The sequence below is a fragment of the Aquitalea denitrificans genome (assembly GCF_009856625.1).
Taxonomy (GTDB): domain Bacteria; phylum Pseudomonadota; class Gammaproteobacteria; order Burkholderiales; family Chromobacteriaceae; genus Aquitalea; species Aquitalea denitrificans.
In genome coordinates, this window is record NZ_CP047241.1 from 3,702,654 (window position 1) to 3,722,475 (window position 19,822).

Here is a 19,822-nt window from a genome sequence, read left to right on the forward strand (position 1 = left end):
GTGACAGCCTGCGCTGCCACCCTGTGAAAACCAGCTGTTAAAGTTCCTGAGCCGGCGTGGATGTCGGTTCAGCCGGCGTGGCTTCTGCAGCCTTTTCCTCCGGTTTGGACGAAAGGCCACTGCCCGGTTTGGGCGGACGCGGCGGCTTGCCATCCATAATGTCGTTGATCTGCTCGGCGTCGATGGTTTCCCATTCCAGCAGAGCAGCCGTCATGGCTTCCACCTTGTCGCGGTTTTCATCCAGCAGACGACGGGCCAGTGAGTATTGCTCGTCGATGATGCGGCGAATTTCACTATCCACCTGCTGCATGGTGGCTTCGGACAGGTTTTTATGGGTAGTAACGGAACGGCCCAGGAAAACTTCGCCCTCGTTATCGCCATACACCATCGGTCCCAGCTTGTCGGACATGCCGTAGCGGGTCACCATGTCACGCGCCATCTGGGTGGCACGTTCGAAGTCGTTGGAAGCTCCGGTGGTCATCTGGTTCATGAACAGCTCTTCGGCAATACGACCGCCGAACAGAATGGCCAGACGGTCCATCAGGTAGCCGCGATCATAGGCAAAGCGATCCTGCTCCGGCAACTGCATGGTCACACCCAACGCACGACCGCGTGGAATGATGGTGACCTTGTGCACCGGATCGGACTTGGGCAAGAGCTTGGCAACAACGGCATGGCCAGATTCGTGATAAGCGGTATTACGCTTTTCTTCCTCCGACATCACCATGCTGCGGCGCTCGGCACCCATCATGATCTTGTCCTTGGCCGACTCGAAATCCACCATGTCTACCAGGCGCTTGGCACGACGGGCAGCAAACAGTGCAGCCTCGTTCACCAAGTTGGCCAGATCAGCACCGGAGAAGCCCGGTGTGCCACGAGCGATGACCGAAGGTTCCACATCGGCAGCGATCGGGACCTTACGCATATGCACGGACAGGATCTGTTCGCGACCACGGATATCCGGCAGCGGCACCACCACCTGGCGGTCGAAACGGCCCGGACGCTGCAGGGCTGGGTCGAGTACGTCAGGACGGTTGGTAGCAGCGATCACGATGACGGTGGTGTTGGTTTCGAAACCATCCATTTCTACCAGCAGCTGGTTCAGCGTCTGTTCGCGTTCGTCATTGCCACCACCCAGGCCAGCACCACGCTGGCGACCAACAGCATCGATTTCATCAATGAAGATGATGCAAGGCGAGTTCTTTTTGGCCTGCTCGAACATGTCGCGGACACGGGCAGCACCCACACCGACAAACATTTCCACAAAGTCGGAACCAGAGATGCTGAAGAACGGTACCTTGGCTTCGCCAGCAATAGCCTTGGCCAGCAAGGTTTTACCGGTACCTGGCGAGCCACACAGCAGGATGCCGCGCGGAATGCGACCACCCAGACTCTGGTAGCGGGACGGATCGCGCAGGTAATCGACGATTTCCTTTACTTCTTCCTTGGCTTCATCGCAGCCGGCCACGTCGGCAAAGGTCACGGTATTGGTGTCCTGATCCAGCATGCGCGCCTTGCTCTTGCCGAAGGAGAACGCACCGCCCTTGCCGCCGCCCTGCATCTGACGCATGAAGAAAACCCACACGCCAATCAGCAACAGCATCGGGAACCAGCTGATGAAGATGCTCATCAGCATGGACGGCTCCTCTTCAGGCTTGGCCGAGAAGCGCACGTTGTTCTTGATCAGATCTTCGACCAGTTGCGGGTCATAGGGCGCATAGGTGGCAAAAGCCGAACCATCAGTGCGCTTGCCCTTCAGCCACTGGCCACGTAGCGGATGGCCCTCAATGCTCAGGGACTGCACCTTGCCGGATTCGACATCGCTGATGAATTGCGAGTACTCGATCTGGTTCTGGGCATCCTGGCGTTTGTTGAACTGATTGAATACAGTCATCAGTACCAGACCGATGATCACCCAGATGGCGATGTTTTTGCCGATATTGTTCACGAGTAGCGGACTCCTCTGTGCCCTGACTTTGCGGTTGCGTATTTCATTGGTATGAATTGTAAACCCCGGGGGGGCGTATGTCAGCGTCGGCCCTTGCCCAGCAAGTAAATTTCGCTGGAACGGTCACGCGAGGCCTTGGGTTTGCGGGTAAGCACCTCGTCAAACAGATCACGCATTGACTGCAGGTAGGACTGGAAATCGCTGCCCTGGAACACTTTGACGAGAAAACTGCCGCCGGGTTTCAGATGATCACGTGCAAATTCCAGCGCCAGTTCGCACAGCAGAAAACTTCTGGCCTGATCCATGGCACTCATTCCGGAGATATTGGGGGCCATGTCGGAAATTACAAGGTCCAGTGTGCGGCCATCCAGCAGATCGACAAACTCGGCCAGCACTTCATCTTCGCGAAAGTCGCCCTGAATAAAATCGACATCGGCAATCGGATTCATCGGCAGAATATCCAGCGCAAACACCTTGCCCTGGGGGCCGACGATGCGGGCGGCAACCTGCGACCAGCTGCCCGGTGCGCTACCAAGGTCGGCCAGTACTGTCCCCGGACGGATCAGCTTGTCTTTTTCGTTGATTTCCAACAGCTTGTACGCTGCCCGTGCCCGATAGCCATCTTTCTTGGCCATTTGCACATACTGGTCGTTAACATGTTCGCGCAGCCAGGTATTGCTGCTGGTACTTCTTGCCATGAGTCGCTTCCTGCCCATTCCGCACAGCATAGCCATGGTGGCTATCCTGTTGTTTTTCAGTCTGTTTGTGACCAGAGTTTGGGCTATGCGCCAAACTCTAGTAGAATCCCGTTTTGCTTTGAAACCAAGCCTGTCCAATGAAAATCGAACTGCAACCATTCCAGCGCCAACACCTCAAGGGTCTGGCTCAGACTCTCAGCCCGGTCGTGATGATCGGCAATAACGGCCTGAGCGACTCCGTACTGCGCGAAATCGCCATCAGCCTGGACGCACACGAGCTGATCAAGATTCGTGTTCAGGGTGATGACCGTGCCGCCCGTATCGCGCTCTACGAGCAAATTTGCGATGAGCTGGGTGCGGCACCGGTGCAGCATATCGGCAAATTGCTGGTGCTGTGGCGCCCCAGCGACAAGCAGCGCATTGTTCTGCCCAAGAACAAGAAGGCACTGAAAATTGCTTCCCAATCCTGATGGCTCTTGGGCGGTATAGCAAAAGCGGTGGCTTGCCACCGCTTTTATTTTGTCCAGACCATTCTTGTGGCCATTGATGTAGCCATAGCGGCCACTCAGTCGCGCCGCAGTATATAAGCCAGACCCATCAGGCTCTGCACCAGATAAATCAGGCTGGAAATGGCATGCCAGGTAGCAAAGCCGCCACCAAACAACCCTTCTGCCGCATGATTCATTTGCAGCTTGAGTGCTGCAATGATGGGGGTGACAGCAAAGTGGTTGATGACGGTGCACAGCAGCATGCCGACAATCAGCCAGAAGCTGCCTTCCTTCATGCCACGCACACCATTGCGCCACACGGCATCCACCAGCAGGAATACGCCACACACCAAGCCTACCCAGGCAATGGCGGCAAACAACTTGCCTGCCACCATGCCGGCAGTGACCGTATCCAGCGACCGGAACAATACCGGGGCGACGATAATGCCGATCACCCACAAGCCGCCAATCCAGAAGGTTCTGGCTATCGCTCGCAATCCGTCCATGCGTGCTCCCCTGACTCCACAGCAAAAACGCGCGATAACGCGCGTTTGATCTGTCTGCTTAGATGTATTTGACGTCCAGCACTTCGTATTCGCGAATGCCGCCCGGGGCTACAACCTCAGCCACGTCGCCGCTTTCCTTGCCGATCAGCGCACGGGCAATCGGAGAGTTGACCGATACCTTGCACAGCTTGATGTCCGCTTCGTCGTCACCGACGATCTGGTAAGTCACCTTGTCTTCGGTTTCCAGATCCATCAGTTCGACGGTGGCACCAAATACCACGCGACCATCGGCATCCAGCTCGGACGGATTGATGATGATTGCATTGGAAATCTTGCCTTCGAGATCGGCAATACGACCTTCCACGAAACCCTGGCGCTCTTTGGCGGCATCATATTCGGCGTTTTCCGACAGGTCGCCATGCGAACGCGCTTCGGCAATCGCTTCGATCACCGCCGGGCGCTCCACACTTTTCAGGCGTTGCAGTTCTTCCTTGAGAAGTTCGGCGCCACGCAGCGTCAACGGGACTTTGTTCATTCGGGTGCTCTCCTGAGGCGGTACCCCCGCCGTCATCAAAAACACAAGCCGCCGTACGAGACGGCGGCTTGGCTGTTGCAGTTCAATGTCTGGATTGTAACGGCAAATCGTCTGCGGTTCAAAGCTTCAACGCATAACTTGCCGTCACACACAGCCAGGCAGTGACTCAGGGCTTGATGGAAGCGTGCAGTTCCTGAACGCTGTAAACATCAAACTCTTCCACATGCGCCATGCCCACGCACACTGCCTTGGCACCAGCCAGGGTGGTGTACTGCGGAATGCGCGCCTGCAGGGCACTGCGACGGATGGAGTGGCTGTCCTGGATGGCCTGGCGCTTTTCGTCCACGGTATTGACCAGCACGTCGATTTCGCCGTTCTTGATCATGTCGACGATGTGCGGACGGCCTTCATTCACCTTGTTGACCACCTGCACCACGATGCCGGCTTCGGCCAGGGTCTTGGCGGTGCCACGGGTAGCGCAGACACCAAAGCCAAGGCGTTGCAGCTCGCGTGCCACGTCAACCGCGCCATTCTTGTCGGACTGACGTACCGACAGGAACACCTTGCCGGTGCGCGGCAGCTTGTCGCCGGCGGCCAGCTGGCTCTTGACGAAGGCTTCGGCAAAGCTCTTACCCACGCCCATCACTTCGCCGGTGGACTTCATTTCCGGTCCCAGGATGGTGTCCACGCCCGGGAACTTGATGAAGGGGAATACGGCTTCCTTCACTGCGTAATACGGCGGGATCACTTCCTTGGTGAAGCCCTGCTCGACCAGGCTGATGCCGGCCATGGCACGGGCAGCAATCTTGGCCAGCGGGGCGCCGGTTACCTTGGAAACAAACGGTACGGTACGCGAGGCACGCGGGTTCACTTCCAGCACGAAGATGGTGTCACGCTGGATGGCGAACTGCACGTTCATCAGGCCAACCACGTTCAGCGCACGTGCCATGGCTTCGGTCTGGCGACGGATTTCGTCCTGTACGGCCGGGAACAGGCTGTACGGCGGCAGCGAGCAGGCGGAGTCACCGGAGTGCACACCAGCTTGTTCGATATGCTGCATGATGCCGCCGATGACCACGTCCTTGCCGTCGGAGATGCAATCCACGTCCACTTCGATGGCGTCGTTCAGGAAGCGGTCCAGCAGCACCGGGCTGTCGTTGGACACCTTCACCGCTTCGCGCATATAGCGTTCCAGATCGGCCGGTTCGTGCACGATTTCCATCGCACGGCCGCCCAGTACGTAGGACGGACGCACCACCAGCGGATAGCCGATTTCCTCGGCCAGCTTCATCGCGTCGGCCGGAGTGCGGGCGGTGCGATTCGGCGGCTGTTTCAGGCCCAGTTCGTTCAGCAGTTTCTGGAAACGCTCGCGGTCTTCGGCAGCGTCGATCATGTCCGGCGAGGTACCGATAATGGACACGCCATTGGCTTCCAGCGCACGCGCCAGTTTCAGCGGGGTCTGGCCGCCGTACTGCACGATCACGCCGAACGGTTTTTCGATGCGGCAGATTTCCAGCACGTCTTCCAGCGTCAGCGGCTCGAAGTACAGACGGTCGGACGTGTCGTAGTCGGTCGATACGGTTTCCGGGTTGCAGTTGACCATGATGGTCTCGAAACCGGATTCGCGCAGCGCCAGCGCAGCATGCACGCAGCAGTAGTCGAATTCGATACCCTGACCGATACGGTTGGGGCCACCACCCAGTACCATCACCTTCTTGCGGTCGGTGGGTTGGGCTTCGCACTCTTCTTCGTAGCTGGAGTACATATAGGCAGTGGAGGTGGCGAACTCGGCCGCGCAGGTATCCACACGCTTGTACACCGGATGCAGGCCCAGCGCCCAGCGCTTGGCACGCACGGCAGCCTGGTCGGTATTCAGCAGCTCGCCCAGGCGACGGTCGGAGAAGCCCTTGCGCTTCAGGCGACGCAGTTCGTCAAAGCCCAGTTCTTCCACCTTGCGGCCGGCCAGGGCTTTTTCTTCGCCCACGATGTCTTCGATCTGCGCCAGGAACCACGGGTCGATCTTGCTCAGGGCAAACACGTCGTCACGGCTCATGCCCACGCGGAAGGCATCGGCCACGTACAGGATACGTTCCGGTCCCGGGGTGCTGACTTCGTGACGGATGGTTTCTTCGTTGGTGGTGACCGGATTGAAGCCGGACAGGCCGGTTTCCAGGCCACGCAGCGCCTTGTGCATGGATTCCTGCAGGGTGCGGCCCATGGCCATCACTTCGCCCACCGACTTCATCTGGGTGGTCAGGCGGTTATCGGCCTGCGGGAATTTTTCGAAGGCAAAACGCGGAATCTTGGTGACCACGTAGTCGATGGACGGTTCGAACGAAGCCGGGGTGGCACCGCCGGTGATGTCGTTCTTCAGTTCGTCCAGGGTGTAACCCACGGCCAGCTTGGCAGCAACCTTGGCAATCGGGAAACCGGTGGCCTTGGAGGCCAGTGCCGAGGAACGCGATACACGCGGGTTCATCTCGATCACGATCATTTCACCGTTCACCGGGTTGGTGGCGAACTGTACGTTGGAACCGCCGGTGTCCACGCCGATTTCACGGAGTACCGCGATCGATGCATTACGCATGATCTGGTATTCCTTGTCGGTGAGGGTTTGCGCCGGGGCCACGGTGATGGAGTCACCGGTGTGCACGCCCATCGGGTCGAAGTTCTCGATGGAGCAGATGATGATGCAGTTGTCTTTCTTGTCGCGCACCACTTCCATTTCGTACTCTTTCCAGCCGAGTACGGACTGCTCGATCAGCAGTTCATGGGTGGGGGACGCTTCAAAACCGCGCTCGCAGATCGCCAGGAACTCTTCCTTGTTGTAGGCGATGCCGCCACCGGAGCCGCCCATGGTGAAGGACGGACGGATCAGCGTGGGGAAGCCCACCTTGGATTGCGCTTCCAGCGACTCTTCCATGGTGTGGCAGACAAAGGACAGCGGGCAGGACAGGCCGATCTTGGCCATGGCTTCCTTGAAACGGCCACGGTCTTCTGCCTTGTCGATCGCATCTTCGGTAGCACCGATCAGCTCGACATTGTACTTTTCCAGCACGCCGTGCTTGGCCAGGTCCAGCGCACAGTTCAGTGCGGTCTGGCCGCCCATGGTGGGCAGAATGGCGTCCGGGCGTTCCTTGGCAATGATTTTTTCCAGAACAGGCCAGGTGATGGGTTCGATGTAGGTGACATCGGCCATGTTCGGGTCGGTCATGATGGTGGCCGGATTGGAGTTCACCAGGATGACTTTGTAACCTTCTTCACGCAGGGCCTTGCAGGCCTGCGCGCCGGAGTAGTCAAACTCGCAGGCCTGGCCAATCACAATGGGGCCAGCGCCGATGATGAGAATACTCTTGAGGTCGGTACGTTTCGGCATGTTATCGCTCAGTCAATTTCAATTGTTCAGTTCAGGCTGGCTGCCGCCAGTTTGGCCCCGAAGCCCAGAAACAGCGCGCCCACTCCGCCAGACATGGCAGAGGACAGTTTGCGGCGGCGGCGGAAGGCTGCGGCCAGTCTTGCGCCGGACACGATGATGGTGGCCAGATACAGGGCACTGCACAACTGCAGCAGCGTGCCCAGCACAAGAAAGGTCAGCACCGGGTGCGGATAGGCCGGGTCGACGAATTGCACGAAGAAGGACACGAAGAACAAGATGGCCTTGGGGTTCATCAGGCTGATGACCAGCGCCTTGACGAAGGGACGGCTGGCGTCCACTTCGCGGCGGGCTTCCGGCACGGCAGCTTCCCCGCGGGAAGCATTGCGCCAGGCACGCCAGGCACCACGCAGCATCTGCAGGCCCAGCCAGGTCAGGTAAGCGCCACCGGCGTACTTGACCACGGCAAACAGGGCCGGATTGGCCTTGAGCACCCCTGCCGCCCCTGTGGCGGCCAGCGTCATCAGGATGGCATCACCGGTAAATACCCCGCAGGCACCCACAAAACCGCGGCGGATGCCGCGCTGTGCCGCCACCGACAGCACATACATGGAGTTGGGGCCTGGCAGCAGCACGATAATGATGGTGCCGATCAGGTAGGTAGTGATATCGGTAATGCCCAGCATGCTTGTTCTCCGTTCTGGTCCGTTTACTTCGCCTGGCTCATCGCCGTGATGAAGCGGTCAAACAGATAGGCCACATCTTCCGGGCCGGGGCTCGCTTCCGGGTGCCCCTGGAAGGAGAAGGCCGGACGGTCGGTCAGCGCAATGCCCTGTACGGTCTGGTCGAACAGGCTGCGATGGGTCACGCGCACATTGGCCGGCAGAGTGGATTCATCCACCTGGAAGCCGTGGTTCTGGCTGGTGATCATCACGCGGCCGCTGTCCAGATCCTGCACCGGGTGGTTGGCACCGTGGTGGCCGAACTTCATCTTGCTGGTCTTGGCACCGGTGGCCAGGCCCAGCAGCTGGTGACCCAGGCAGATGCCGAATACCGGCAGGCGGGTTTCCAGGATTTCGCGGATGGCAGTGATGGCGTAGTCACACGGCTCCGGATCGCCAGGGCCGTTGGACAGGAACACGCCATCCGGCTTCAGTGCCAGCACGTCCTTGGCCGGGGTCTGGGCCGGCACCACGGTCAGCTTGCAGCCACGTTCGGCCAGCATGCGCAGGATGTTGTGCTTCACACCGAAGTCGTAAGCCACCACATGGAACGGGGTTTCGGCCTGTTCGCTGTAGCCGCTGCCCAGTTTCCATTCGCCCAGCTTCCACTGGTAGGACTCGGTGCAGCTGACTACTTTGGCCAGATCCTGACCGGCCATGGAGCCAAAGCCGCGGGCCAGTTCCAGTGCGCGGGCTTCGTCCAGATCGGCACCGGCCATGATGCAGCCGGCCTGTGCGCCCTTTTCGCGCAGAATGCGGGTGAGGCGACGGGTGTCGATATCGGCAATGGCCACGACATTGTTCTTGGCCAGATAGTCGGACAGCGAATCTTCGGCGCGGAAGTTGCTGTGCAGCAGCGGCAGATCACGAATGATCAGACCTGATGCGAAAACGGCGCGGGATTCGGTATCTTCCGAATTCGCGCCGACATTACCGATGTGGGGATAAGTCAGGGTGACGATTTGTTTGGTGTAGGAGGGATCGGTGAGGATTTCCTGATACCCGGTCATGGCGGTATTGAATACCACTTCGCCGACCGTATGGCCGGTGGCTCCGATGGCACTGCCCTTGAAGAGGGTACCGTCAGCCAAGACGAGGATCGCTGGTACGGTTGACACTGACTAGCTCCTGTTGCGTTTCGCTTGTATGTTTTTGCGGATTTTTATGTGAATAACGGGACACGACGTTTTGCGCCTGTCCCGTTTGGTTAAACCTTACCATCATACCGCTTTCGGCCAGTTGAAACAAGTCACAAGCACCTGTTTTTGCATCACTTCCTGCTTTGTCCTGCCTTGTTTCCAATACTTTTACATAAAGAAACAGCCACCCGCAGGTGGCTGTCCAAACCGGCAAAACCTGGGCTCAGAACAGGTTTTCGTCCAGTTCCAACACGCTATCAGCCCCGTCCACAATAGCTGCAGCCAGGCCGCCAACCTGCGGCAACAGATGCTCGGCAAAGAAGCGGGCAGTGATGATTTTGGCCTTGAGGAAATCCTCGTCCACACCGTCTTCAGCCAGCTTTTCGCGTGCGATCAGCGCGGCACGGCCCAGTTGCCAGCCACCCAGCACAATCCCCATCAGCTTGAGGAAAGGCACCGAACCGGCAGCCGCCAGCTGCGGCTGCGTGCCAAAGCTGCCCAGGATGAAGGCAACGCAGCGCTCAGCCTCGGCAGCAGCCTGCTGCAGATTACTCGCCATGCTGGCATAACCGGCAGCGGCCAGCTTGTCGGCGGTGGCGCGCGCCTCGTCCAGCAGCGCACGGGCCGTGGCACCGCCTTCACTGAAGGTTTTGCGGCCAATCAGATCCAGCGCCTGGATGCCAGTAGTGCCTTCGTAAATGGCTGTAATGCGGGCATCACGGTAGTACTGTGCCACACCGGTTTCTTCGATGAAGCCCATGCCGCCATGCACCTGCACGGCCAGGCTGGTCAATTCGTTGGCCTGCTCGGTATTCCAGCCCTTGACGATGGGGATGAGGAAATTCACCAGCGCCTGATTGCGCGCAGCTTCGCTGGCCACCGGGTGGCGCGAGGCACGATCCAGCGCGGCGGCAGTGTAGAAGGCCAAGGCACGCTGGGCTTCGATCTGGCTGCGCATGGTCATCAGCATGCGACGGATGTCCGGATGCTTGATGATGGCGACACCAGCCGGGTCGGGCGAACCAACGGCACGGCTTTGCACACGGTCACGGGCATATTCCACCGCCTTCTGGTAGGCACGCTCGGACACCGACATGCCTTCCACACCTACACCCAGACGCGCGTGATTCATCATGGTGAACATATAGCCCAGGCCCTTGTTGGCCTCGCCCACCAGATAACCGACCGCACCACCGTTATCGCCAAAGCTCATCACCGCAGTCGGGCTGCCGTGAATGCCCAGCTTGTGTTCCAGCGAGACACAACGCACGTCGTTACGCGCACCCAGGCTGCCATCGGCATTGACCAGGAACTTGGGCACGATGAACAGGGAAATACCCTTCACCCCGGCCGGCGCATCCGGCAGACGGGCCAGCACCAGATGGACGATGTTGTCGGCCATGTCGTGCTCACCCCAGGTGATGAAAATCTTCTGGCCGGTCACCAGATAGCTGCCATCCGCCTGCGGTACGGCACGGGAGCGCACCTGGGCCAGGTCGGAACCGGCTTGCGGCTCGGTCAGGTTCATGGTGCCAGTCCATTCGCCACTGGACATGCGCGGCAGGTAGACCGCCTTCAGTTCTTCCGAGGCATGGTGGTGAATGGCCTCTACCGCGCCCAGCGTCAGCAGCGGGGCCAGCGAGAAGGCCAGATTGGAGGAGCACCACATTTCTTCGGCGGCAATGGCTACCAGGGCCGGCATGCCCTGCCCGCCAAAATCAGCCGGGGCACGCAAGCCCACCCAGCCGGACTCGACATATTGCTGCCAGGCATCCTTGAAACCGGGCGCGGCGGTCACTTCACCATCCTTCAGCGTGGCACCTTTGTCGCCCTGCTTGTTGATGGGAGCCAACACGCCTTCGGCAAACTTGGCGGCTTCTTCCAGAATGGCATCCACCAGCTCGACCGAGCAGTCTTCATAACCGGGCAGGCTGCATACTGAAGTCAGCTCGGCCAATTCATTCAGTACAAAACGGATTTCCTTGACTGGCGCGTTATAGATCATGAATCTCTCCTCATTCTTGCTGCACAACAATCGTCGTAGATATGAAAAAACCGGCTCGCCGTCCACCTGATGCATGAGCATGCCCACCCACCGCGAGCTGCGGCGGGAAAGCTTGCTCCTCCATGAAGCAGACCGGTCGTAGCCGGTTTTTATTTTTTGATTCCGGCGGCTATGCTGCCTGCTCGGATGGGGAGGGCTGCCCCTCCCCGCACACCATTACTTGGCCAGTTCGGCCAGCAATTCCGGCACCACGGTGAACAGGTCACCCACAATGCCGTAGTCAGCCACCTGGAAGATCGGCGCTTCTTCGTCCTTGTTGATCGCCACGATCACCTTGGAATCTTTCATACCGGCCAGATGCTGGATGGCACCGGAAATACCCACAGCGAAGTACAGCTGCGGTGCCACTACCTTGCCGGTTTGGCCAACCTGGTAGTCGTTCGGGGCGTAGCCCGCGTCAACTGCGGCACGCGAAGCACCGACAGCCGCACCCAGCTTGTCAGCCAGCGGCTCGATAACGGACTTGAACTGCTCTTCCGAACCCAGCGCACGACCACCGGATACGATGATCTTGGCCGCACCCAGTTCCGGACGGTCCGACTTGGTCAGTTCCTGGCCGACAAAGCTGGACAGCTGCGGATCAGCTGCCACGGCAACACTTTCCACGGCAGCGGAGCCACCCTGACCTGCCGCGTCAAACGCGGTGGTACGCACGGTGATGACCTTGATGGCATCAGCCGACTGCACGGTGGCCAGCACGTTGCCGGCATACACCGGACGCACGAAGGTGTCAGCCGACTCGATAGCAGTAATTTCGGAAATCTGTGCCACATCCAGCAAGGCAGCCACGCGCGGCAGCAGGTTCTTGCCAAAAGAAGTAGCCGGAGCCAGTACATGGCTATAGCTCTTGGCCACGTCCACTACCAGGGCGGACAGCGATTCGGCCAGACCATGCGCGTACTGGGCAGCATCAGCCAGCAGTACCTTGGCCACACCAGCCACGCTCTTGGCAGCTTCGGCAGCGGCAGCGGCGTTGTGGCCGGCCACCAGCACGTGCACTTCGCCCAGCTTGGCAGCGGCAGTTACGGTATTCAGGGTGCCTGCTTTCAGGCTCTGGTTGTCGTGTTCAGCGATAACGAGAATGGCCATGGCTTACAGCACCTTTGCGTCGTTTTTCAGTTTGGCTACCAGCTCGGCAGCGTTGGCTACCTTGATGCCGGCAGAGCGCTTGGCCGGTTCGGCCACTTTCAGCGTTTTCAGGCGCGGAGTGACGTCCACACCCAGATCGGCCGGGCTGGTCTTGTCCAGCGGCTTCTTCTTGGCGGCCATGATGTTGGGCAGCTTGATGAAGCGCGGTTCGTTCAGGCGCAGGTCGGCGGTAACAACGGCCGGCAGACGCAGCTTGACGGTTTCCAGGCCACCGTCGATTTCGCGGATCACGTCGACGGTTTCGGCAGCGACATCCACCTTGGAGGCGAAAGTGCCTTGTGCCCAGCCCAGCAGCGCGGCAGCCATCTGGCCGGTCTGGTTGGCATCATCGTCAATGGCTTGCTTGCCGACGATCAGCAACTGCGGCTGTTCCTTGTCGGCAACAGCCTTGAGCAGCTTGGCCACGGCCAGCGGCTGCAGTTCGGTTTCGGTTTCCACCAGAATGGCGCGGTCGGCACCCATGGCCAGTGCGGTGCGCAGGGTTTCCTCGCACTGCTTCACGCCCATGGACACGACAACGATCTCGCTGGCCTTGCCGGCTTCCTTCAAACGCACGGCCTCTTCGACGGCAATTTCGTCAAAGGGGTTCATCGACATCTTGACGTTGGCGACATCCACATCGGACCCGTCAGCCTTCACGCGAACCTTCACGTTGTAATCGACAACGCGTTTAACAGCGACTAGAACTTTCATATTCCTCCAGCGAATAGCTCTCTGGGTTAATCGAACTCGGAAAGGGACTTGCTACCGTGGTGTTTCCCGATTATGCCCCAACGCCATTTCAAACGAGCGTTTGGTTGAATTTTTATGTGTGGCACGTAGCAAAAAAACAACTGATTGCAGATACTACGTCATTTCCGCTTAATTTGCATTTCGTCTGCTGCATGGCACAATGCAGTGCAGCAATTTCAACGTCATAGCCGGAGAAACATGCATGACAGTCTACTTTGAAGATATCAAGGTCGGCGATTCTGCCGAGTACGCCAAAACCATTACCGAAGCCGATATCCTGATGTTTGCAGCCGTCTCTGGCGATGACAATCCGGTGCATATCAACCAGGAATACGCCGAGACCACACCATTCCAGACCCGTATCGCTCACGGCATGCTGACCGCCAGCCTGATTTCCACCGTGGTGGGCACCAGGCTGCCCGGCAACGGCACCATCTACCTGTCGCAATCCACACACTTCAAGGCACCGGTGCGTATTGGTCAGACTGTCACCGCCCGCGCCACCGTGGTGGAAATTTTCCCGGACAAAAAGCGCGTCAAGCTGGCCACCCAATGCCTGGTGCAGGGCAAGGTGATTCTGGATGGTGAATCGCTGGTCATCGCGCCGTCGCGCGGCGAATAAGCATGGCCGTTACGCTACACATCCTGCCGCTGACCGATGAGACCGGCAACGTCACCGAGCCGGAGCTGCTGGCCCGCTGCAGCAGCCTGCACCGCCAGCTGCGTCCCATGCTGCCGGAACACGGCCACAGCTATGCGGCAAAAATGCAACGTGTCTGTTCTTTTGGTGCGCGCATGGTGGCCGCACTGGATGCCGATGGAACACCGCTGGGACTGGCGCTGTACCGGGTATACGAAAATACCTATGAAGACCTGCGGCTGTATATCGACGATCTGGTAAGCGATGAAGCGCACCGCTCGCAAGGCATAGGTAGCCAGTTGCTGGACTGGTGCGCCGAAGAAGCCCGCCGGCTGGGATGTGGCTTCCAGGTGCTGGATTCCGGCACCTGGCGCACCGAAGCCCACCGTCTGTATTTCCGCAAGGGCTTCAGCATCACGTCCTTTCATTTCACCAAATCACTGAACTGAAGGCACTTGAGCTGAAGCAAGCAAAGCTGCTGCAGTAAACATAAAAGGGAGCCAACGGCTCCCTTTTTTTCTAGCCAGCCACCTGACGCTGGCGCTGTTGCTGCAAGGCCCAGCGAGCCGGCTCGGCCACCAGTTCATTCTCGTCATCTGCACGCAAAGCCAGGGCCGCCACGATAGCCGGGTCATAGGGCGCATTACCCAGCCCCACCGCCAGATTGGAGAGCCATTTGGCGTAGCCGATACGGTAGATCGGACTGCCCGCCAGTTTTTCCTTGAACATGGCCTCGCTCCAGCCAAACAGTTCCAGCAGGCTGACCCGATCCAGACCATGGCGTACGGCAAAATCAGGCTCCGCTGTATTGACTGCAAAACGGTTCCATGGACAGGTAAGCTGGCAGTCATCGCAGCCATACACCCGATTACCGATCAGCGGACGGAATTCCAAGGGAATCGCTGTTTTCAGCTCGATGGTGAGATAGGAAATACAACGCCGGGCATCCACCTTGTACGGGGCCGTAATGGCCTGTGTCGGGCAGACGTCAATGCAGCGGGTGCAGCGCCCGCAATGCCCTTCTTCGGCAGCATCTGCCGGTAGCGGCAAATCAGTAAAAAGCTCGCCCAGAAAATACAGCGAACCCTGCTGCCGGTTCAGCAGCAGCGTATGCTTGCCACGCCAGCCCTGACCGGATTGTGCTGCCAGTGCGACTTCGGCCACTGGGGCACTGTCGGTAAACACCCGATACCCGAAATCACCGACAGTATGGCGGATTTGATCAGCCAGCTTCTGCAGTCGGGCGCGTATTACCTTGTGATAATCCCGCCCCAGGGCATAGCGAGACAAATAGGCCAGGCTGCCATCAGCCAGCACCTCCTCACTGGCCACGGCTTCAGCTGGCCAGTAAGGCAGGCGTACACTAATGATGGAGAGCGTTCCGGGAACCAGTTCGGCTGGTTTTACCCGTAAACTGCCATGCCTTTCCATGTAGTCCATCTCTCCATGACAGCCCTCCTCCAGCCAGGCCTGCAAGTGTGCCTCTGCCTCTGGCGGCAGCGCAGCCTTGCTGATACGCGCATCGGCAAAACCCAAATCTTGCGCCCAGGCTTTGATTTGCCCGGCCAATTCGGGATAATCCAGTTTTTGATAGGATTTCTCAGTCATATGGTCATGGATGATACCAGCGTTCGCAGCGGCAACCTGCCGGATGAATCGGCTACCCTTGCTCTTGGTGCCCGCATGGCGGCAGCACTGCAGGCTGGAGTGGTGATTTTTCTGCATGGCGACCTGGGCGCGGGAAAAACCACATTTACTCGTGGCTTGCTGGCTGGTCTGGCCTATCATGGCAAGGTAAAAAGCCCAACCTACACTCTGGTGGAAAGTTACCCGCTTGCCGCCTTCACCGTGCATCATTTTGATCTGTACCGTTTTGCCGACCCGGAAGAATGGGATGATGCCGGTTTTCGTGATTACTTCGGAGCAGATACCGTCTGCCTGGTGGAATGGCCGGACAAGGCTGGCGCATTACTTCCGCAAGCCGATCTGACACTGGAACTTGACGTCAGTGGCACAGGTCGCACGTATCGTTTAACTGCAAGAACAGAAACCGGACAGTCATGCCTGACTCGACTTTCGACCCCACCCGCCGCCGTCTGATCGGAGCGGCCGCAGCCACCTTCCTGCTCAGTGTCAGCAAGCTTGGCTTTGCCGGCACCAGCCAAGTGGTTGCCATTCGCATCTGGCCCGCGTCCAGCTATACCCGCATCACGCTGGAAGCAAGCGATGCCATCAAATTCAAACAGTTCACCATCAGCAATCCGGACCGGCTGGTGATTGATCTGGAAGGCGTGCAGCTCAATAGCGTGCTCAAGGACATCAGCAGCCAGATTGCCGATGCCGATCCCTACATCAAGACCGCCCGCGCCGGTCAGTTCAGCCCGGACACCGTCCGCCTGGTGCTGGAACTCAAAACCGATGTCAAACCGCAGGCTTTTACGCTCAACCCGGTGGCCGAATACAAACACCGTCTGGTCATCGACCTTTACCCCTCCAGCGGCGCGCAGGACGACCCGCTGATGGCCTTGCTGGATGACTACAACAAGGGCCGGCTTACCGAACCACCGCCGCAGGTAAAACCGAAGAAAAACGATAGCAACCGCCCCATCGTGGTGATGCTGGACCCGGGCCATGGCGGTGAGGACCCGGGCGCCATCGGCATGAATGGCACCCGCGAGAAAGACATCGTCTTGCGCATCGGCAAACAGCTGAAGCGCATGATTGATGCCGAACGCAACATGAAAGCATTCATGACCCGGGATGAAGACATTTTCATTCCACTGGGCGTGCGCGTGGCCAAGGCCCGCAAGCTGAATGCCGACCTGTTCATTTCCATCCATGCCGATGCTGCACCCAACCGTAGCGCCCGTGGTTCTTCGGTATTTGCCTTGTCCGAAAAAGGCGCTTCCAGCGTTTTTGCCAAGACCATGGCGCAATCGGAAAACAGCTCGGACCTGATCGGTGGCGTCAAGATTGCCAGCAAAGACAAGTTTCTGGCGCATACCCTGCTGGACCTGACCCAGACCGCAACCATCAACGATAGCCTGAAGCTGGGCAAGATCATGTTGGGCAAGGTGGGCGGGCTAAACAAGCTGCACAGCGCTCAGGTTGAGCAGGCCGGTTTCGCCGTACTCAAGGCACCGGACATTCCATCCATTCTGGTTGAAACTGCCTTCATCAGTAATCCGGAAGAAGAACAACGCCTGCTGGACAGCGAGTTCCAGCAGCAGATGGCCGGCTCCATCCTCAGTGGCGTAAAGTCCTATTTCACTCAGGGTGCGGCCCTTGCAGCCCGGGCCTGATCGCAACACCACATGAAAAAAGCCCGCATTCGCGGGCTTTTTTCATGTGCGGCTCAACGATAACGCGCCGGGTCTACCTCGCTATCCGGGCTGTCCTCCACAGCAGGTACACGATAGGTCTCGTTGGCCCACTCGCCCAGATCAATCATCTTGCAGCGCTCGCTACAAAATGGACGATACCGGCTGGCAGGCTCCCAGCGCACGGCAATGCCGCAAGTGGGACAGGAAACAGTACGGACAGCTTGGGACATAAGGCTCAGAACTTGCAGTTGGTCAGGGTGAATTCAACATCGGTCTCGGTCTGGCGCGGCCGGCTTTCACCAGTAACCGCGCTGACAAAACGGACATTGATTGCATATTTGTTGGCGGACAGCTCGGGCAGCACATTCAGCGCCGGGTCGTAGGCAATGCGGATCATCTGCACCACTTTGCCACCAGACATCTGCTGGAATGCGCCGTTGCGCGCCACATAGTGGTGGGTCTTGCCACTATCCCGCAGCAGATGCAGCAGGATACGCGCAGCCTCGGCAGTGGGCATCAGCGGGGCCGCCCAGCGGCGCATATCGCGGCGACGCTCATCGGCCGGTTTTTGCTGCCACAGATAATAAGATGGCAAGTCGAACTGACAGGTTCCACCGGGAATGCCGGCGCGCTGCTTGATGGCCATCAGCCATTCATTCTCACGCAAATGCTGGCCGAACTTGCCTGTAATCCCCAAGAGCTGACTGGAAGAAACCTCGATCTCATCCAGCACCTTATCCAGGCTGTCTTCGGCCACATTCGGGTTCTCACGCAGCGCCTCCAGAACCTGTTTTTGACGTTCCAGCTCCTGCAGCAGATCGGCTTTCAGGTCTGCACGCGATGCAGTCTCCAGCAACTCGAACAGCACCAGCAAGGCTGCATGATGATCCAGCGCATGGTCTTTGCCCAGAAAATAGGCCAGCCGATCATACAGCTGCTCCAGACGCAGCAACGTACGGGTTCGTTCGGTGACAGGAAACTCGAAACTGATCACAAGACGTCTGCCCTTCTTGGTGGCTTGGAAAATGCCTTGTCACTGGCCGTGGGCAAGGTTTGCAAGATAATACTGGTGTTTGGCCTCGACTTGAAGCTGCAATGCAGCAAGCGATCCGCCATTATCAATGACATCATCCGCCAGCGCCAACCTTTGCGCACGCGTCATCTGCGCCGCCATGATGGCGCGTACGCCATCTGCGGTCAAACCACTACGTGCCTGCACACGCTCTAGCTGCAAATCTTCCGGGCAGTCAACCAGCAAACTACGCTGCACCAGAGCCAGATAATCCGGGCTCTCAAACAGCAAGGGCACCACCAGCACGGCATACGGCCCCGTCGCCAACTCAAGCTGTCTCATGCTTTCGGCACGGATCAGCGGGTGCAGTACCGCCTCAAGCCTACGGCGGCAGGACGCATCAGCAAACACCAGCTCACGCATGCGCCCACGGTCCAGTGCACCGCTCGCCGCCACCACAGCCCCACCAAAATCTGCCGCAATGGCCGGCATGGCAGCACCGCCAGGCGCAGTCATTTGATGAGCGATCAGGTCGGTATCAATCACCGGCACACCAAGTGCAGCAAAATGGTTGGCCGCTGCACTTTTTCCGGAGCCGATACCGCCGGTCAGGCCAATGACCTCAATGGACATAACTACCCAGATACCAGCTGACAATATCCTTGCCCCACAGCAGGGCGATCCAGCCTGCCGCAGCCAGATAAGGGCCGAAAGGCAGTGGCTGACCACGGCCAAGCCGTGCCAGCAAAATCATCACCACGCCGACAATGGCACCAACCAGGGAGGACAGCAGAATGATCAGCGGCAGCATGCTCCAGCCGAGCCAGGCACCAAATGCGGCCAGGAGCTTGAAGTCACCATAGCCCATGCCTTCTTTTCCGGTAAGCAGCCTGAACAGCCAGTAAACCAGCCACAAACTGAGATAGCCGGCCACAGCCCCCAGCACGGCATCATCCAGCGCAACCGTTCCGGTCCATAGGTTGAACAGCAGGCCGCCCCACAGCAAAGGCAGAGTCAGGTCATCCGGCAGCAACTGGGTATCCGCATCAATGAAAGCCAGGGCAATCAGGACCGCCGTCAGTGCCAGATAGCCTGCCAATTGCACACTCCAGCCAAAATGCCAGGCCAGCAGGGCAAACAGCAGGCTAGTAAGCAGTTCCACCAATGGGTAGCGCATGCTGATTGGCGCATGGCAATGCTGACAGCGACCACGCAACAGGACATAGCTCAGCAGGGGAATATTCTGCCAGGGCTTTACTTCCGTTTTGCAAGCTGGGCAATGTGATGCCGGCACCACCAGGTTGTATCGTCCCTGGCTTGTAAGCTCCCGGCCAAGATAAGCATCGCACTCCCGCTGCCAGCCATGCTTCATCATGATGGGCAGGCGATGAATCACCACATTCAGAAAGCTGCCAACCAGTAAACCAAACAGCAGCACCACCGCAATCAACCAGCCGGCATTGTTCGCCAGCACACTTGCCATTTCCGTCAT

The 19,822-nt window shown here is 58.7% G+C and carries 20 protein-coding genes; 5 read left to right on the forward strand and 15 right to left on the reverse strand.

What is annotated here, in order from left to right; all coding sequences use genetic code 11:
• Positions 1–37: 37 nt before the first annotated feature.
• Positions 38–1,948: an ATP-dependent zinc metalloprotease FtsH gene (ftsH, locus tag GSR16_RS17030; RefSeq protein ID WP_159879466.1), complete on the reverse strand. Its 1,911-nt coding sequence runs from the start codon at positions 1,946–1,948 to the stop codon at positions 38–40.
• An 80-nt stretch (positions 1,949–2,028) separates the two neighbouring features.
• Positions 2,029–2,664, reverse strand: a complete 636-nt coding sequence (gene rlmE, locus GSR16_RS17035; protein WP_240902677.1) for a 23S rRNA (uridine(2552)-2'-O)-methyltransferase RlmE — start codon at positions 2,662–2,664, stop codon at positions 2,029–2,031.
• A 119-nt stretch (positions 2,665–2,783) separates the two neighbouring features.
• On the opposite strand from rlmE, the gene GSR16_RS17040 reads away from it, so the two are divergent.
• Positions 2,784–3,116, forward strand: coding sequence for a YhbY family RNA-binding protein (locus GSR16_RS17040; protein ID WP_089083149.1), 333 nt, complete (start codon positions 2,784–2,786; stop codon positions 3,114–3,116).
• Positions 3,117–3,211: 95 nt separating this feature from the next.
• Here GSR16_RS17040 and GSR16_RS17045 read toward each other — a convergent pair whose 3' ends face one another.
• The 8 genes from GSR16_RS17045 to GSR16_RS17080 form a co-directional block, all read right to left on the reverse strand.
• Positions 3,212–3,640: a DUF4149 domain-containing protein gene (locus GSR16_RS17045; RefSeq protein ID WP_159879470.1), complete on the reverse strand. Its 429-nt coding sequence runs from the start codon at positions 3,638–3,640 to the stop codon at positions 3,212–3,214.
• A gap of 58 nt (positions 3,641–3,698) precedes the next feature.
• Entirely contained in the window at positions 3,699–4,175 is a 477-nt protein-coding gene (greA, locus tag GSR16_RS17050) for a transcription elongation factor GreA (protein ID WP_159879472.1), read from the reverse strand.
• Between the two features lie 166 nt (positions 4,176–4,341).
• A complete protein-coding gene (gene carB / locus GSR16_RS17055) occupies positions 4,342–7,551 on the reverse strand; it encodes a carbamoyl-phosphate synthase large subunit (RefSeq protein WP_159879482.1) in 3,210 nt (1,069 codons plus the stop codon).
• A gap of 26 nt (positions 7,552–7,577) precedes the next feature.
• Positions 7,578–8,234, reverse strand: a complete 657-nt coding sequence (gene leuE, locus GSR16_RS17060; RefSeq protein WP_159879484.1) for a leucine efflux protein LeuE — start codon at positions 8,232–8,234, stop codon at positions 7,578–7,580.
• Between the two features lie 23 nt (positions 8,235–8,257).
• Entirely contained in the window at positions 8,258–9,388 is a 1,131-nt protein-coding gene (gene carA, locus GSR16_RS17065; protein WP_159879497.1) for a glutamine-hydrolyzing carbamoyl-phosphate synthase small subunit, read from the reverse strand.
• A gap of 244 nt (positions 9,389–9,632) precedes the next feature.
• Positions 9,633–11,414, reverse strand: coding sequence for an acyl-CoA dehydrogenase (locus GSR16_RS17070; RefSeq protein WP_159879499.1), 1,782 nt, complete (start codon positions 11,412–11,414; stop codon positions 9,633–9,635).
• Positions 11,415–11,630: 216 nt separating this feature from the next.
• Positions 11,631–12,563, reverse strand: coding sequence for an electron transfer flavoprotein subunit alpha/FixB family protein (locus GSR16_RS17075; RefSeq protein ID WP_159879501.1), 933 nt, complete (start codon positions 12,561–12,563; stop codon positions 11,631–11,633).
• A 3-nt stretch (positions 12,564–12,566) separates the two neighbouring features.
• A complete protein-coding gene (locus GSR16_RS17080; RefSeq protein WP_119313177.1) occupies positions 12,567–13,316 on the reverse strand; it encodes an electron transfer flavoprotein subunit beta/FixA family protein in 750 nt (249 codons plus the stop codon).
• 241 nt (positions 13,317–13,557) lie between these two features.
• Between GSR16_RS17080 and GSR16_RS17085 the strand changes: the two genes are divergently transcribed.
• Positions 13,558–13,977, forward strand: a complete 420-nt coding sequence (locus GSR16_RS17085; RefSeq protein WP_159879503.1) for a MaoC family dehydratase — start codon at positions 13,558–13,560, stop codon at positions 13,975–13,977.
• A 2-nt stretch (positions 13,978–13,979) separates the two neighbouring features.
• A complete protein-coding gene (locus GSR16_RS17090; protein WP_159879505.1) occupies positions 13,980–14,444 on the forward strand; it encodes a GNAT family N-acetyltransferase in 465 nt (154 codons plus the stop codon).
• Positions 14,445–14,514: 70 nt separating this feature from the next.
• Here GSR16_RS17090 and queG read toward each other — a convergent pair whose 3' ends face one another.
• Positions 14,515–15,603 (reverse strand): tRNA epoxyqueuosine(34) reductase QueG, encoded by a 1,089-nt coding sequence (queG, locus tag GSR16_RS17095; RefSeq protein WP_159879507.1) that lies wholly within the window; start codon positions 15,601–15,603, stop codon positions 14,515–14,517.
• Positions 15,604–15,609: 6 nt separating this feature from the next.
• Here queG and tsaE point away from each other — a divergent pair, with 6 nt between their 5' ends.
• Entirely contained in the window at positions 15,610–16,095 is a 486-nt protein-coding gene (gene tsaE, locus GSR16_RS17100; RefSeq protein ID WP_159879519.1) for a tRNA (adenosine(37)-N6)-threonylcarbamoyltransferase complex ATPase subunit type 1 TsaE, read from the forward strand.
• Positions 16,056–17,297, forward strand: coding sequence for an N-acetylmuramoyl-L-alanine amidase (locus GSR16_RS17105; protein ID WP_159879521.1), 1,242 nt, complete (start codon positions 16,056–16,058; stop codon positions 17,295–17,297). Before tsaE ends, GSR16_RS17105 begins: the two co-directional genes overlap by 40 nt.
• 53 nt (positions 17,298–17,350) lie before the next feature.
• Here GSR16_RS17105 and yacG read toward each other — a convergent pair whose 3' ends face one another.
• Genes yacG through GSR16_RS17125 form a run of 4 tightly spaced genes read right to left on the reverse strand, consistent with a single transcriptional unit; the run spans position 17,351 to position 19,822 of the window.
• Positions 17,351–17,548 carry a DNA gyrase inhibitor YacG gene (yacG, locus tag GSR16_RS17110; RefSeq protein WP_159879523.1) on the reverse strand — a complete coding sequence of 66 codons (198 nt, stop codon included), beginning with the start codon at positions 17,546–17,548 and terminating at the stop codon, positions 17,351–17,353.
• Positions 17,549–17,553: 5 nt separating this feature from the next.
• Complete coding sequence (gene zapD, locus GSR16_RS17115) at positions 17,554–18,312, reverse strand: cell division protein ZapD (RefSeq protein WP_159879525.1); 759 nt, start codon at positions 18,310–18,312, stop codon at positions 17,554–17,556.
• 39 nt (positions 18,313–18,351) lie between these two features.
• Positions 18,352–18,963, reverse strand: coding sequence for a dephospho-CoA kinase (gene coaE / locus GSR16_RS17120; protein ID WP_159879527.1), 612 nt, complete (start codon positions 18,961–18,963; stop codon positions 18,352–18,354).
• Entirely contained in the window at positions 18,953–19,822 is an 870-nt protein-coding gene (locus GSR16_RS17125; RefSeq protein ID WP_159879529.1) for a prepilin peptidase, read from the reverse strand. The genes coaE and GSR16_RS17125 overlap by 11 nt, the downstream gene beginning before the upstream one ends.